14 protein-coding genes are annotated in these 15,700 nt (G+C 28.6%); 13 read left to right on the top strand and 1 reads right to left on the bottom strand.

The genetic code is table 11. The features are described from left to right. Window positions 1–29: 29 nt before the first annotated feature. From I4U66_RS06240 to I4U66_RS06180, 13 genes are all read left to right on the top strand, one after another. The gene (locus tag I4U66_RS06240) at window positions 30–707 is read left to right on the top strand and encodes an ABC transporter ATP-binding protein (RefSeq protein ID WP_092925515.1); all 678 of its coding nucleotides are present in this window, start codon (window positions 30–32) and stop codon (window positions 705–707) included. After that, window positions 708–3,311 (top strand): ABC transporter permease, encoded by a 2,604-nt coding sequence (locus I4U66_RS06235; protein WP_092925517.1) that lies wholly within the window; start codon window positions 708–710, stop codon window positions 3,309–3,311. It begins immediately after the preceding gene. Window positions 3,312–3,321: 10 nt separating this feature from the next. Continuing rightward, a complete protein-coding gene (locus I4U66_RS06230; protein WP_195928606.1) occupies window positions 3,322–4,773 on the top strand; it encodes a metallophosphoesterase in 1,452 nt (483 codons plus the stop codon). Window positions 4,774–5,103: 330 nt separating this feature from the next. Beyond that, window positions 5,104–5,928 (top strand): MurR/RpiR family transcriptional regulator, encoded by an 825-nt coding sequence (locus I4U66_RS06225; RefSeq protein WP_092925519.1) that lies wholly within the window; start codon window positions 5,104–5,106, stop codon window positions 5,926–5,928. Window positions 5,929–6,068: 140 nt separating this feature from the next. Beyond that, window positions 6,069–7,742 (top strand): ABC transporter substrate-binding protein, encoded by a 1,674-nt coding sequence (locus tag I4U66_RS06220; protein ID WP_092925521.1) that lies wholly within the window; start codon window positions 6,069–6,071, stop codon window positions 7,740–7,742. Between the two features lie 59 nt (window positions 7,743–7,801). Next, complete coding sequence (locus I4U66_RS06215; protein WP_092925523.1) at window positions 7,802–8,764, top strand: ABC transporter permease; 963 nt, start codon at window positions 7,802–7,804, stop codon at window positions 8,762–8,764. Window positions 8,765–8,774: 10 nt separating this feature from the next. Then, window positions 8,775–9,698 carry an ABC transporter permease gene (locus I4U66_RS06210; RefSeq protein ID WP_092925525.1) on the top strand — a complete coding sequence of 308 codons (924 nt, stop codon included), beginning with the start codon at window positions 8,775–8,777 and terminating at the stop codon, window positions 9,696–9,698. Window positions 9,699–9,709: 11 nt separating this feature from the next. Beyond that, window positions 9,710–10,717 carry an ABC transporter ATP-binding protein gene (locus I4U66_RS06205; protein WP_092925527.1) on the top strand — a complete coding sequence of 336 codons (1,008 nt, stop codon included), beginning with the start codon at window positions 9,710–9,712 and terminating at the stop codon, window positions 10,715–10,717. Then, window positions 10,710–11,732 carry an ABC transporter ATP-binding protein gene (locus I4U66_RS06200; protein ID WP_092925529.1) on the top strand — a complete coding sequence of 341 codons (1,023 nt, stop codon included), beginning with the start codon at window positions 10,710–10,712 and terminating at the stop codon, window positions 11,730–11,732. Before I4U66_RS06205 ends, I4U66_RS06200 begins: the two co-directional genes overlap by 8 nt. Next, window positions 11,725–12,426 carry an N-acetylmannosamine-6-phosphate 2-epimerase gene (locus I4U66_RS06195; protein WP_092925531.1) on the top strand — a complete coding sequence of 234 codons (702 nt, stop codon included), beginning with the start codon at window positions 11,725–11,727 and terminating at the stop codon, window positions 12,424–12,426. Before I4U66_RS06200 ends, I4U66_RS06195 begins: the two co-directional genes overlap by 8 nt. Window position 12,427: 1 nt before the next feature. Then, window positions 12,428–13,366, top strand: coding sequence for an ROK family protein (locus I4U66_RS06190; RefSeq protein ID WP_092925533.1), 939 nt, complete (start codon window positions 12,428–12,430; stop codon window positions 13,364–13,366). After that, window positions 13,341–14,255: a dihydrodipicolinate synthase family protein gene (locus tag I4U66_RS06185; RefSeq protein ID WP_195928605.1), complete on the top strand. Its 915-nt coding sequence runs from the start codon at window positions 13,341–13,343 to the stop codon at window positions 14,253–14,255. The genes I4U66_RS06190 and I4U66_RS06185 overlap by 26 nt, the downstream gene beginning before the upstream one ends. Before the next feature lie 8 nt (window positions 14,256–14,263). Beyond that, the gene (locus I4U66_RS06180; protein WP_207733571.1) at window positions 14,264–14,902 is read left to right on the top strand and encodes an SGNH/GDSL hydrolase family protein; all 639 of its coding nucleotides are present in this window, start codon (window positions 14,264–14,266) and stop codon (window positions 14,900–14,902) included. 133 nt (window positions 14,903–15,035) lie between these two features. Here I4U66_RS06180 and I4U66_RS06175 read toward each other — a convergent pair whose 3' ends face one another. Then, the gene (locus I4U66_RS06175; protein ID WP_092925537.1) at window positions 15,036–15,587 is read right to left on the bottom strand and encodes a TetR/AcrR family transcriptional regulator; all 552 of its coding nucleotides are present in this window, start codon (window positions 15,585–15,587) and stop codon (window positions 15,036–15,038) included. Between the last annotated feature and the right edge of the window lie 113 nt (window positions 15,588–15,700).

The following is a 15,700-nucleotide window of genomic DNA, read 5'->3' as shown; positions in this document are numbered from 1 at the left end:
TAGACAAGTCTAAAAAAATGGAGGCTAATATGGAAGTGGTAAAAGTAGAAAACATAACCAAAAGTTATGGTAAGGGTGATACAAAGGTAGATGCAGTAAAAAATGTAAATTTATCTATAAACAAAGGTGAATTTGTAGCAATCGTAGGACCAAGTGGAAGTGGTAAAAGTACACTACTTCATTTAATGGGAGGAGTAGATAAGCCTAGTAGTGGAAAAGTATATATAAATGGAGTAGATATATGCTCATTAAATGAAAAAGATTTAGCCATATTTAGAAGAAGAAACATAGGACTTATATATCAGTTCTATAACTTAATACCTGTACTTAGTGTAAAGGAAAATATACTACTACCAGCAGAACTTGATAACAGAAAAATAGATAAAGAATACTTAAATGATTTATTAAAAACATTAGGATTAAAAGAAAAAGAAAACAACCTTCCAAATGAGCTAAGTGGAGGACAGCAACAAAGAACTTCTATAGGTAGAGCACTTATAAATAGACCATCTATTATACTTGCAGATGAACCTACTGGAAACTTAGACAGTAAAAACTCAAAGGAAGTAATAGAATTATTAAAACTATCAGTAAAAAAATACAATCAAACATTAATAATGATAACTCATGATAATAACATAGCACTACAAGCAGACAGAGTAATAGCTATAGAAGATGGAATTATTAAAGCAGACGAGGTGATATAAATGAATTTATATACAACTCTAACTTTAAGGTATTTAAAAAAAAATAAAAAAAGAACAATAGTAACAATAATAGGAGTAATACTATCAACAGCATTAATATGTGGAATAGGAAGCATATATGAAAGTTATATGGATTATCAGTTTAGGCAGACTATAGAACAAGAAGGATATTTTCATTCAGCTTTTTACAATGTAAAAAAGGAAGATTTAGACACTATAACTAAAAGTGCAGGAATAGCAAAAACTTCAATTAGTGAAGATTTAGGATATTCAAAATTAAATAAAGACAAATTAAACTTGATTAACCTTAAAGCCTATAACAAAAATGGTTTTGAAATGAATCAAGTAAAATTAAAAGAAGGAAAACTACCTACTAATGAAAATGAGATAGTATTAAGTGAAAGGGTCATACCTTTAATAAACAAAAAATTAGGAGATACTATAACTTTAAATGTTGGAAAAAGAATAGATGAAAATGGAAAAGGAATAGAAATTCCAATACTAAAAGAAAATGAAAGATTAGTTGATACAAAAGAAAAAGAATATAAGGTTGTTGGAATTATGAAAAAACCATACGCTGAACTAAGTGAAATTTCAAATGGAATAACTTATTTAGAGCCAAATAAACCATTTGAAAAAGATACATTAGATGCATATATATTATTTAATAATCCTAAAGAAGCCTATACTATAGCCACAAATATAGCAAAAACACTAGGATTAGAAGTTGATAAATCAACTGATAATGACGAGTCAATGATTTATAATAATGATAATAAAACTCACTATGAAAACCTATACTTTAATGAGTATCTATTAAGACTACAAGGGGCAAGTCTTTACGAAAATATAAATAAAACATTTAATAAAATATTACTTATAGTAACATTATTAGTAATAGTATGCACAGTAGTAACAGTATATAATTCTTTTAGTATATCTGTAAATGAAAGAAAAAAACAATTTGGAGTGTTAAATTCTATAGGGGCAACTAAAACTCAAGTTATGAAGCTAGTATTTATAGAGGCTATTGTAATAAGTTTAATAGGAATACCTATAGGGTTAATAGTTGGAACTTTTGGAATGGATTTAATCTTTAAATCAATACAAACAGTATTTAATAGCCAATTTATTTCAGATATAAATCTAAGAGTAATATATAATCCTTATATGATAGTAGGAAGTGCATTAATAGTTTTATTGGCTATATTAGTATCGGCAATACTTCCAGCAATCAATTGTGCAAAAACTTCTCCACTTGAATCTATAAGAAATAGTGATGATTTAAAAATAGGAAAAGTAAAAAATTCTAAACTAGTTAAGTTAATATTTAAAACTGAAGGAGTTCTTGCATACAAAAATCTTAGAAGAAATAAAAAGAAATTCAGAATAACCTTATTCTCTTTAGTAACTAGTGTAGTTATATTTATATCATTTAGTGGATTTATTGATTTATTTGAAAAAGCTAATCGGGTAAATATAGGAGAAATAAACTATGATATGAGAGTATGGTATAGCGGAATAAGAGAGAAAAATGATATAGTTAAAGATTTAAATAATATAGATGGAGTAAATAAAATTAGTGCAATTAATCCTTATGGTGCAGAAACATACATTAATGAAAATAACATAAATAAAGAATATAAGGATTTAATAGAAAGACGTTTTTCAAAGGAAAATAAAAATGGTGAAATTGTATATATATTTAACAATAATGGAATTAATTTTGTAGGAGATAAAGCAATAGAAGAATTAGAATTAAAAACTGGTAGTTTTGACAAAGAAAGTGCTATAAAAGAAAATGGAATAATACTTCGAAATAAAAGTGACAATAGCTCTAGCAGAAAACAAAGTGAGATTTCATTAACAAATTATAAAGTAGGAGATACAATAAATATTTGTAAGAGATATATAGACAAAAATGATAAGGAAGTAAGAGAGCCTATTAAGTTAAAAGTACTAGCTACTACTGAAGATTTTCTTCCAGGATATAGATGGTCTACTTATATGGGTATAGATTTTATAACTTATAACGAAGTAGGAGAAAAGCTAGGATATAAAATAAGTGATGGAGATATATACATAGACACAAATAAAACAAAAAAAACTAGAGATGATGTAAAAAATATAGCAAAAAAATATGGTTATGATGTATCAGATGATGTAGAAGATGTATTAGAGATGGAAGAGGCTATCAATGTTATGAAAATATTTGTATATGGATTTACAGTAGTAATATCTCTAATAAGTGCTACTAATATAATAAACACAATGAGTACAAATATAAATTTAAGAAAAAAAGAATTTGCAATAATCAAATCAATAGGTGTAACACCTAGTGGATTTAACAGAATGATATATCTTGAAAGCTTATTATATGGAGTATTAGCCTTATTATACGGAATTCCTATAGGACTTTTAATAGATGTATATATGAATGAAGTTCTTGGAGATGTTATAGAAATAGGTATGGTACTTCCTATAAAGGCAGTTTTAATATCTATTGTAGGTGTATTTGTCATTACTTTTGTATCGGCTTATATTCCTATGAAAAAAATAAACAAAGAAAATATAGTTGAAAATATAAGACAAGAAAGTATATAGGGGGATGAGGATGAGTAAATTATTTTCAAAGAGAAAAATATTATGGTCAGTAATAAGCATTTCATCTTTATTAATAATAGGATGCAGTTCTACTAAGTCAGTAGATTTAAATATACTTGCAACAACTGACTTACATGGAATAATACCTAATGAAATGGTTTCTTATATAGAAAAACAAAAGAAGGAAAATCCAGATACTGTAGTAGTAGACGCAGGGGATTTTCTAGATTCTGGATTTGGAACATCTGGAGATATGTTAAAATATTATGACCAAATGAGTAAAAACTATAAAAATAACAATGCAGATTATATAGAAATTCCTTTAGCGAAAGAAATGAAAGAAGCTGGGTTTGACACAGTAACTCTTGGAAATCATGAGTTTGTATCAAATAACAAGACTAGTCTAGATAATATGATATCAGACTTTGAAAAGCAAGGAATAAGTGTACTATCAGCAAATACATATAAGAAAAATGGAGAAAGCTACACAAAACCATACGTTATAAAAGAAATTAAAACACCAGAAGGTAATATAAAACTTGGAATATTAGGACTTACTCTAAAAGAAGTAGGAGAATCTAAAGAATGGGATGGAGAAAAGCTAGTAAAAGCTAAATCTTTAGAGTTAAAAGATCAAAAGGGATACAATGGAGAACTTTATATGAATGATTTAGTAGAAGATGCTAATAAATGGGTAAAAGTTATGAAGGAAAAAGACCATGCAGATGTTATAGTAGCAGTAGTACATAGTGGAGAAAGACCTAAAAAACCAAAACACCCAGGAAATAGAATACAAGACTTAGCTCAAAATGTATCTGGAATAGATGCGATAGTTGCTGGACATAACCATGTTCAAATAAAACAACATGACTATAAAAACAAAGATGGACAAACTGTTATAGTAACAGAACCAGGAAAACACGGTGAGTGTATTTCAAAAATTGATATAAAATTAAAAAAAGATAAAAATGGATGGGATGTAATAAATAAGTCTAGTAATATAGTTCAGTTTGAAAATGTTAAAAAGAACTTAGATATGCTATGTAACAATCATGGAATGTTTTATGGTGAAACTAGTTTTCTACTAGATAAAGGTAAAGAAGGTAAAGTTATAAGTCTTAAGGATGAGATACCTTTTAAATGGGATAAAATGTATATATTTAAACCAGGTACTCCTAGAGATGAAATATACAAAAAGGCAGGATATAAGTTTTTAAATATTGCTGAAAGTGATGATATGTATCAGTTTATAATTATGGATAAAGAAAAAGTGATTTGCTATTCAAATGCTATAGGAAGTGATGTTCCAACTACATTAAAATTTGATAATGCCGATTTTAAGGATAATTGTTTAACTATAATACCTGGAGAAAATGATTATTTTAAAGTTTCAAAAGGTGAAAAAGAAAAGTATATTGACCGTTATAAAGCTATATTAAATTATGAGAAAAAGGAAAATTAAAAAAAGATATAAATTTAAATTTTTAAACAAAAAAGTGCGTTTAGCAAAATTTACTAATTTTACTAAATGCACTTTTTCTTTACTAAATAACACAAAAATCTTTATGGACAAGCCAAATGAATGAAAGTAATTTCTAAAATTTAGAAAAAATACATCTAATAAATCTTTATTTTATAGAAAATCTGAAAAATATTTAAAATTTCTTTCAAAATCTTTCAAAAATGTTGCGATTGAATTAATATCTATATACACTTATAGTATAGAATTAAATAAATAAAATGATTTAAGAATATAATAGCTTGACTACCTAATGAAAAGGAGACGGATGGTATGGAATATTCTGATAATACTGTTTTGAAAAATCTAAAGTCAAGATATGATAAATTTACTAATGTAGAAAGAACTATAGCCAATTTTTTTATAAATAATAGAGAAATACAAAAGCTTTCATCTAAAGCAGTATCAGAAAAGCTATTTGTGTCAGAAGCTTCTTTATCTAGGTTTGCGAAAAAATGTGGATATAAAGGTTTTAGAGAATTCATATTTGAATATGAGAAAAATATTAGTAAATACAATAGAGAAGAAATTTCTAATTTAGTTATTAATACATATCAAGATTTATTAGATAGTTGTCATATGATGATAAATCAAAATCAAATGAAAGAAGTTGCTCACCTATTAACAACATCTAAGAGGGTTTGCGTTTTCGGAATGGGAAGTTCTGGGATTGCAGCTGAAGAAGTTCATCTAAGGTTTATGAGGTTAGGGTTAAATATTGAAGCTGTATATGATTCACATAGAATAAAAATGTTATCTTCACTTGCTAATGAGGAAAGCGTTATTATAGCTATATCGTTAAGTGGTACAACAAAAGAAATTCTTCAAGGAATAGGGATAGCAAAGGCTAATGGAGCTAAAATTATTATGATCACTTCAAATAATTCTTTCCATTTATCGAGTTTTTGCGATGAAGTTATATTAATTCCAACTATAAATGCACTAGAAGCTGGAGATTGCATATCACCTCAATTTCCTATTTTAGTAATGATAGATATACTATATACCTATTTTATAAAAATAGAGAGTTATTATCAAAAAAAGGTAAATACTTTAAATGCATTATTTAAGTATGATGAAGAAAATATTTTAATCTAATTTGGTTTTACTAGGTAGAAAATACCTTGATAAAATAAAAAATTCGCTTTAATTTAGATGAATCTAAGCGAAACATTTTAAGTTATTCATAAGATAGGAAATTTATATTTTCTTATAATTAAAAAAGAGGGGATGATATTATGAAGAAAAAAAAGCTATTAAGCTTGCTTGTAACTTCAATGCTAACGCTAAACCTAGTTGGATGTGCTAGTACAGGCGGAAAAGAAGAAAAATCACAGGGGGAAAATTCAACAAAGCAAGAAGCAGCAGCAAACACTCTTTATGCAAATGGAGGACCTGAAGAATTTTTCGAAGCGCCGTGGTTAAATCCAGGTACTTTCGTTTACAACAAAGTTTTATATGATAGGTTAATATTTGCAGATGAAAAATTAGACCCAATACCAGGGGAAGGTCAATTAGCTAAATCTTATGAAATGTCAGAAGATGGAAAAAACCTTAAGTTTGTATTAAGAGATAATATATTCTGGCATGATGGAGAGCCTATAACAGCAGAAGATATAAAATGGAGTATAGAATACAGTTTAAAGACGACAGTTTTAAACAATGTATTTGGAAATACTTTTAAATCTATAGAAGGAGCAACTGATTACATAGATGGAAAGGCAGATGAAATATCTGGTATTGTAATAGATGGAAATAATATAGAAATAAAATTTGAAAAATTAGCACCAGATGCTCTACTTACATTTACACAATTTGCACCACTTCCTAAAAAGCATCTTGAAAATGTTGATCCTGTTAAGTTCCAACAATCAGAATTCTTTAGAAATCCAATAGGTTCTGGGCCATTTAAAGTAGATGAAGTAAAAATGGGTAATTACACAACTTTAGCTGGATTTGATAAGTATTGGGATGGTAAACCAGCATTTAATATGCACTTAAATCCAAGTCCTGGAGACAGTGATCCAAACTTAGTAACAAATGCTAAAGCTGGACTTCTTGACTACTCATACACTAAAAATATAGCAGATGTTAAAGCACTTGAAGGTACTAAAGGTATCAATATGGATACTGTAGATGTTAGATATACAAGATTATTCTTTGCAAATAAGTTTAAGAAAAAAGATGGATCAGCTGCACCATTAGCAGATAAGAGAGTTCGTCAAGCTATAATGTATGCTTTAGATATGGATAAAATACTTGATGGTATATTTGAGGGTGCAGCACTACCTGCAAATAGTTTAACTCCAAATGGACCTGATAAAGTTGATGGATTAAATAATTATGAGTATAATCCAGAAAAAGCTAAAGAATTATTAAAAGAAGCTAACTGGGATCCAAACACAGTTTTAGATGTAGTTTATTATTATACAGATCAACAAACAGTTGATTTAATGGCAATAATACAAAACTACTTATCTCAAGTTGGAATAAAAATGGAATTTAGATTAGTTGAAGGTGATTTAGCTTCATTATTATGGGCATTACCAGAAGATCCTGTAAATGGACCTTCAGCAGTTGATTTTGATTTATGTTATGCTGCAACTGCTGCACTTTCAATGCATGAGTACTATGATAGATATCAAACAGGTGCTGAACTAAACTCACATACACCAGGAACACCTGAATTAGATAAATTAATAGAAAATACAAAAACAATAGATCCAGAAGAAAAGAGAAAAGCATTCTTTGAATTACAAAAATATGAAAATGAAGAATTATTCGTAATGCCTTTATATTACCAACCAATATTTGTTATGACAAGCGATAAGATAAAAGGTATGCCTGAAACATTTGGTAACCCACAATTTAATTATAAGTGGGATATTCACAAATGGACATTAGCTGAGTAATAAACAGAGGGGGTGTATAATTTTAATTATACATCCCTTTTATTATAAGGAGGTAGTAAATGCTAAAATACATATTAAAAAAAGTGCTTGGAATGATTCCAATGTTATTAATAATAACATTTATTATTTATTTTTTACTAGATTTAACTCCAGGAGATCCCGTATCTCATTTAATGGATCCAGAATCTTTAGCAAGATTATCGCCAGAACAATTAAATGCACTTAGAGAAGCTTATGGTTTAAATGATGGTTTTGTAATTAGATATTTTAAATGGTTAATACAATTACTACAAGGTAATTTTGGATATAGCTCAAGTAGTGGTGTAGCAGTTATAGATATTATAAAAGATACATTACCAGCAACTTTAGAATTATCAGTTGCAGCACTTTTAATTTCTACAGTTTTAGGTAGTATATTAGGAGTAATAGGCGCTATAAAGCGTGGTTCTATAGGAGATAATGTTATGACAGTTGCAGGTATGATAGGAGTATCTATACCACAATTTTTCTTTGGTATGGTAACTATATTAATATTTGCATTAAATCTAGAATGGCTCCCAGTAGGAGGTAGAACAGCACCAGGCCTTGAAAGCTTTATAGATAGAATAGAGTATTTAATATTGCCTGCTACAGTACTAGGTTTATCGCTTACTGCAGGAGTTATGCGTTATGCAAGAACTAGTATGTTAAATACTATGAATAAAGAATATATAAAAACAGCTAGAAGTAAAGGAATTCCAGAATGGAGAGTTAACTTAATTCATGGATTTAGAGTTTCACTAACACCAGTTATAGTTTTAATAGGTTTTAGATTGCCTACACTAATAGCAGGTTCTGTAGTTATAGAGTCAATATTTCAGTGGCCAGGAGTTGGAAATGTATTTAACACTGCAATAAGAGCAGCAAATTATAACTTAGTCATGGTTGTAGCACTTATGTTTGTAACTATGGTTTTAATAGCAAGTACATTAGTTGATATACTTACTGCTGTTTTAGACCCTAGAGTAAAACTTGAGAAATAGGGAGGATATTATGATTACTTTATCACCTAAAAAAAGATTAAATAATAAATTTGATAAAATTAAAGAAAGAGAAGAAAATAAAACTTTTAAAAAACAAAAAAGTAGAGTAGTAAGTAAGTTAATTTCAAATAAACTTACAACGATAGGGATTGCAGTATTTTTACTTATATTACTTGCTTGTATATTTGCACCATTATTAACACCACATGACCCGTTAGCTGTTGATATGTCAAATATACTTAAGCCACCATCTAGTGAACATATACTAGGAACAGATAAAATAGGTAGAGATATATTTTCAAGAATATTATATGGTGGAAGATTATCTATATTAATAGGATTTGGTAGTGCATTAGGTTGTGCAGTAATAGGAGTATTGCTAGGATGCTATAGTGGATATAAGGGTGGACTAATAGACAAAATATTAGTTAGAATATCTGAAATATTTATGTCATTCCCACAATTAATATTAGTGTTAATGTTAGTTTCAATAATAGGCCAAAGTGCTTTTAATATAATAATAATATTTATTATTTGTGGTTGGGGAAGCGTATTTAGAATGGCAAGATCACAAATATTATCTATCAGAGAAGAAGAGTATGTACAATCATTAAAAGTATTTGGACTTAATGATTTTGTTATATGCTATAAGCATATGCTACCAAATATCATAGGGCCAATATCAGTAAATATAACTTTAAGTACTGCAATGTTTATACTAGAAGAAGCAGCACTTAGTTTCTTAGGACTTGGTGTACCTCTTGAAATACCAACATGGGGTAACATATTAAATGCATCACAAGATTTATTTACACTTCAAAATAATTGGTGGATGTGGTTACCTGTCGGAATAGTTATATCACTATTTGTTATGAGTATAAACTTTGTAGGAGATGGCTTAAGAGATTCTACAGATCCAACAAGTGTTGAATAGGGGGAAAGATCATGGAAAATATTATCACAGTCAAAAATCTTAAAACATATTTTTATGCAAATAATAGATGCAATAAAGCCTTAAATGGTGTATCAATGGAAATAAAAAGAGGTAAAACACTTTGTATAGTTGGAGAAAGTGGATGTGGTAAAAGTGTTACAGCATCATCAATAATGCAACTTCTTCCTAAGTTTTCAAGAATAGAAGAGGGAGAAATAATTTATCATAGTGAAGATGGAAAAGATATTGAAATACATAAGTTAGAAAAAAATTCAAAAGAAATGAGAAGACTTAGAGGAAAAGATATAGCAATGATTTTTCAGGATCCAATGACAGCACTAAATCCTGTTTATACAATTGGGTGGCAAATAGTTGAGATGATTAGAAGTCATGAAAATATATCTAAAAAAGAGGCAAAAGAAAGAGCTTTAAAGCTACTTAAAGATATGGGAATACCTCTTGCAGAAAAAAGAATAGACCAATATCCACATGAATTTTCAGGTGGTATGAGACAAAGGGCAATGATAGCTATGGCTATGAGTTGTAATCCAAAAGTACTAATAGCAGATGAACCAACAACAGCTCTTGATGTTACAATACAAGCACAAATATTTGAATTAATGGAGAAATTAAAAAGAGAATATAATACAGCTATAATGCTAATTACCCATGATATGGGAGTTGTATGTGAATTAGCAGATGATGTGGCTGTTATGTATATGGGAAATATAATTGAAAGTGGTAGCGCAAAGGAAGTTTTAGAAAATCCAAGTCATCCATACACTAAAGCATTACTTAAATCTATTCCAGTACTAGGAAAAGGTGCTGACCAAGATATTAATCCTATAAAGGGAGCTACACCAGATCCATTTGATAGACCACCAGGATGTCAGTTTGCTCCTAGATGTGATTATTATTCTAAAGAATGTGATGAAAAAATGCCAGAAGAGGAATTTGTAAATGGAAGTACTCATATGGTTAGATGTATAAAATGCAAGGAGGTGGCTTTAAATGTCTAAAGAAGTATTACTTACATTAAAAGGTGTTAAAAATTATTTCCCTGTAAAGAATGGAACATTTTCTAAAGCAAAAACTTATGTAAAAGCAGTAAATGATATAAATTTAGAAATATATAAAGGAGAAACATTAGGATTAGTTGGAGAATCTGGATGCGGGAAAACTACTTTAGGAAAAACAATTCTTCAGTTATACAAAGCCACAGATGGAGAAATAATATATAATTTTGAAGATGGACCAAGAGATTTAATTAAGCTTAATAAAAATGAAATGGATTTAGCTCGTAAGAAAATACAAATAGTATTTCAAGATCCACATTCTTCATTAAATCCTTCATTTACAATATATCAATCTTTATCAGACCCACTTAAAAAGTTTGGGATTAAATCAAAAGAAGAAAGAAGAAAAATAATAGGTGATTTACTTGAAGCCGTAAATATGAGAAGAGAATATATGGATAGATATCCACATGAATTCTCTGGGGGGCAACGTCAAAGAATAGGTATAGCAAGAGCTTTATCAATAAATCCTGAATTAGTAATATGTGATGAAGCTGTATCAGCACTAGATGTATCAATTCAAGCACAAGTATTAAATTTACTTAAAGACCTTAAAGAAAAACACAATTTAACATACATATTTATAACACATGACTTAAGTGTTGTAGAATACATAAGTGATAGAATAGCAGTAATGTATTTAGGAAAAATAGTAGAACTTGCAGATGCAAAATCTTTATATAAAAATACACTACATCCATACACAAAGGCATTATTGTCAGCAATACCAGTAGCAGATATCAATCATAAAAAAGATAGGATAGTCCTTGAAGGGGATGTTCCAAGTCCTATGAATCCACCAAGCGGATGTTTCTTCCATCCAAGATGTAAACATTGTATGGATGTTTGTAAATTAGAAGAGCCAGAAATGAAATCTTATATTATTGATGGAAAAGAACATTTTGTAGCTTGTCATGTAGCATCAATGGAAATGGAAGAAGGTGTGCTAAATGAATAAAGAAGAAATATTTAAAAGTATAAAAGGAAGTGTAGTTATATCTTGCCAAGCACTTCCTAATGAACCACTATATGTAGAAGAAAAATCTATAATGTATTTAATGGCAAGAGCAGCAAAAATGGCTGGAAGTCCAGCTATAAGAACAAATAGTGTAAGAGATGTCATAGCAATAAAAAAAGAAACAGGACTTCCTGTAATAGGGCTTATAAAAATAGAATATGAAGGTAGTGAAGTATACATAACACCTACTATGAAAGAAGTAGATGAATTAGTAGATGCTAAAAGTGATGTAATTGCATTAGATTGTACATTTAGTAAGAGATTAAATGATGAATCTATAAATGATTTTATAAAAAGTATAAAAGAAAAGTATCCTGATGTAATACTAATGGCTGATATATCAACATATGAAGAAGGAATTAATGCATATAAATGTGGAGTAGATATGGTTGGAACTACTATGAATGGATATACTCCTCAAAGTATAAAAGAAAATATAAACAACTTAGAATTAGTAAAAAAATTAACTAAAGAAATAGACATACCAGTAATAGCAGAAGGAAAGATACACTATCCATATCAAGCAAAAGAAATGTTAGACGCTGGTGCTTATGCTGTTGTCGTAGGTGGGGCTATAACTAGACCTTTAGAAATTGCACAAAGATTTATAAATGCAGCTAAAGGAGAAATTTAAAATGAACTATTTAGCACTTGATATAGGAGGAACAGCTTTAAAAATAGCAATTGTAAATGAAAATGGGAAAATCTTAATTAGTGATAAGTATCCAGTTAATTTTGATAATTATAAAACACCAATAATAGATACAGTTTTAAAAGAAACTGATAAATTTTTAGCTGATAATAAGATAGAAAGCTTTAAAGGAGTAGCAGTATCTGCTACAGGTCAAATAGATGTAAATAAAGGTGAAGTAATAGGAACAGGTGGAAATATAAAAAACTACGAAGGTTCAAAATTTAAAGAAAAAATAGAAGAAAAGTATAAAGTAAAAGCCACTGTAATAAATGATGCAAATGCAGCAGCACTAGGAGAATTATTCTTAGGAAATGGTAAAAATTCTAAAAATATAGTTATGATTACTATTGGAACTGGTGTTGGAGGTGGAATAGTAGTAAATGGTGAAATTTTAAATGGAAGGTTAGGAATAGGTGGAGAACTAGGTCACTTCTCTATAAATAATAAAGGAAAAAAATGCACTTGTGGAAACACTGGTTGCTATGAACAGTATGCATCTATGAGTGCTTTAATAAAGAGAGTAAAAGAAGAATTAGATATTAATGATATAAATGGAAAAGAAATATTTGAACAAATAAATCATAATGAAAAAATGAAAGAAATAGTAGATAGATGGATAGAAGATGTAGCTTGTGGAGTTGTATCTTTGGTGCATATTTTTAATCCTGATATAGTTTTAATTGGCGGGGCAGTAAGTGAGCAAAAAGAACTATTTATAGATAAGCTAAGAAAATTAGTTAAAGAAAGAGCTATGAAAAATTTTGCAAAAGATTTAAAAGTAGAACCTGCTAAATTAAAAAATGATGCAGGTATAATTGGTGCACTTTACTACTTATTAAAAGGGGAGAATAAAGATGAATTACAATATGGAGAGATTTAAAAATATTACAGTAGCACTTAATACACCATTTAAAGAAAATGGAGATGTTGATTTAGAAAAAACTAGAGAATTAGTTAATTATTTATATAACAAAGGAATAAAAAATCTATATGTATGTGGAAGTACTGGAGAAGGTTTCTTACTTGACAATGAAGAAAGAAAGGCAGTAGTTGAAGCAGTTTGTGAAGAAGTAAAAGATAAAATGACTATAATTGTTCATGTAGGGTGTGCTAGTACAAAACATTCATGTGAACTTGCAGGTCATGCTGAAAAATGTGGAGCTCATGCAACATCAGCAGTTCCATGTGTATATTATAGATTAGGTGAGGAAAGTGTATATACCCATTGGAATGAGATAACTAAAGCAAGCAACTTACCATTTTTTATATACAACATACCACAACTAACAGGATTTAACTTATCAGATGGATTACTTAAAAAAATGTGTGAAAATGAAAGAGTAATGGGTGTTAAATGTTCTTCAGAGCCAGCTCATGATATAGCAAGATTCAAAGCTATTGGAGGAGAAGATTTCTTAGTATTTAATGGTCCTGATGAACAATATCTAGCAGGAAGAATGATGGGTGCAGATGCTGGAATTGGTGGTACTTATGCAGGTATGCCAGAATTATATTTAAAGCTTGAAGATTTAATAAGAAAAAATGAATTTGAAAAAGCTAAAAAACTTCAAGCAACAATGGTTCAATATGTGTATAGAATGTGTAGTTTTGGTTCATTATATGGTTGTATAAAAGCCCTAATTAAGCTAGATGGACTGGATATCGGAGTACCTAGACTTCCATTTTTACCTGTAAGCTGTGAAGATGAAAAGTTAGCAAACTTATACAATGATATTAAAAGAACTATAGAAGAAACTAAAAATTGGTAGGTGATATTTTGAATATTTTATGCTTCGGTGACTCTAATACACATGGATATAATCCTGAAAATGGGAAAAGGTATGAAAGAAATGAACGTTGGACAGGAATTTTACAAAACCTTCTTGGAGATAGTGATTATGTTATAGAAGAAGGGTTAAGTGGAAGAACTACTGTATTTGACGACCCATTATATGAAGGATTAAGTGGACTTGACTTTATAATTCCTACCCTTATGACTCATGAGCCTATTGATTTACTTATTATTATGCTTGGTACTAATGATACTAAGGATAGATTTGGAGCAAGTGCTGAAGTTATATCATTAGGGCTTGATAGACTTATAAAAAAGGCTAAGTTTTGCGAGGTAGCTTTTAGAAATAGTAAGCCTAATATATTAGTAGTAGCTCCTCTTCCAATTAGAGAAGAGATAAAAAATGCTGAGTGCTATTATACTATGGGAAAAAGCTGTTCTGAAAAGTCTTATAAAATAATTCCTCTTTATGAGAAGGTGGCTAAGGAAAATGGATGTCATTTCTTTGATCCATCACCTTTTGCAATTTGTAGTGATTATGATTATATGCATCTTTCAAATAAAGCTCATGAAATATTAGGTAAGAAGCTTTATGAAATTATTAGTGAGATAAAAAATAAATAGATTGTAAGAAGTAACTGAGGTGTCTTTCATCTTAACTATTGAAATTTAAAAATACTCATATTAAAAGGATATGAGTATTTTTTATATTTTAAAAAATTTATATAAAAACAATATAATAATTCATACTAAAATATTAAGGCTGAAAAGCACTAATATTATTTATAAGATTAACTATTTCTTGAGGAGATTCATTTAAATCATTTTCTATCCATGATTGAACAACTGCAAAAACTCCTCCTACATTGTATTTTATAAAGTAATCTAAAAATACATCATCAACTTTTGAACTACTAATGAGCTTATCTATTTCAGCCTTATTTGCTATATAAATAATACGATCCATAATATTAGTTTCTATATGTTTACAGAATAATATTTTGCACAACTTTTTATTTTCCTTAATCAATTCAAGAGCTTTAAGTAATAAAATATCTTTATAATCTTCAACTGGAGTCTCTTCAATATATTCTAGTATTTGATTAAATAATTCATCTTCCATTGATTTAAGTAGGTCATAAGCATCTTTATAATGAGTATAAAAAGTTCCTCTATTAATATTTGCAGTTTTACATATATCAGTAACAGTAACTTGATGAATTTTTTTATCTTGAAGTAGATCAAGTAAACTTTCCTTAATTACTTTTTTTGTATATAAAATTCTTCTATTTCCTTTAACTCCTGCCATGTAATCCATCCTTTTTATTTATTAAAACAATTTTAAATTATATGTTATTAAATGAACAAAAATAACTAAAATGTCTATTTAATAACAATATGAAAATATATGATTATTGTAAC

The organism is Romboutsia sp. D33t1_170424_H2 (genome assembly GCF_015669105.1).
GTDB lineage: Bacteria > Bacillota > Clostridia > Peptostreptococcales > Peptostreptococcaceae > Romboutsia_C > Romboutsia_C hominis.
Note: the sequence above shows the minus strand (reverse complement) of the source record. Positions and strands in the feature narration are given on the sequence as shown.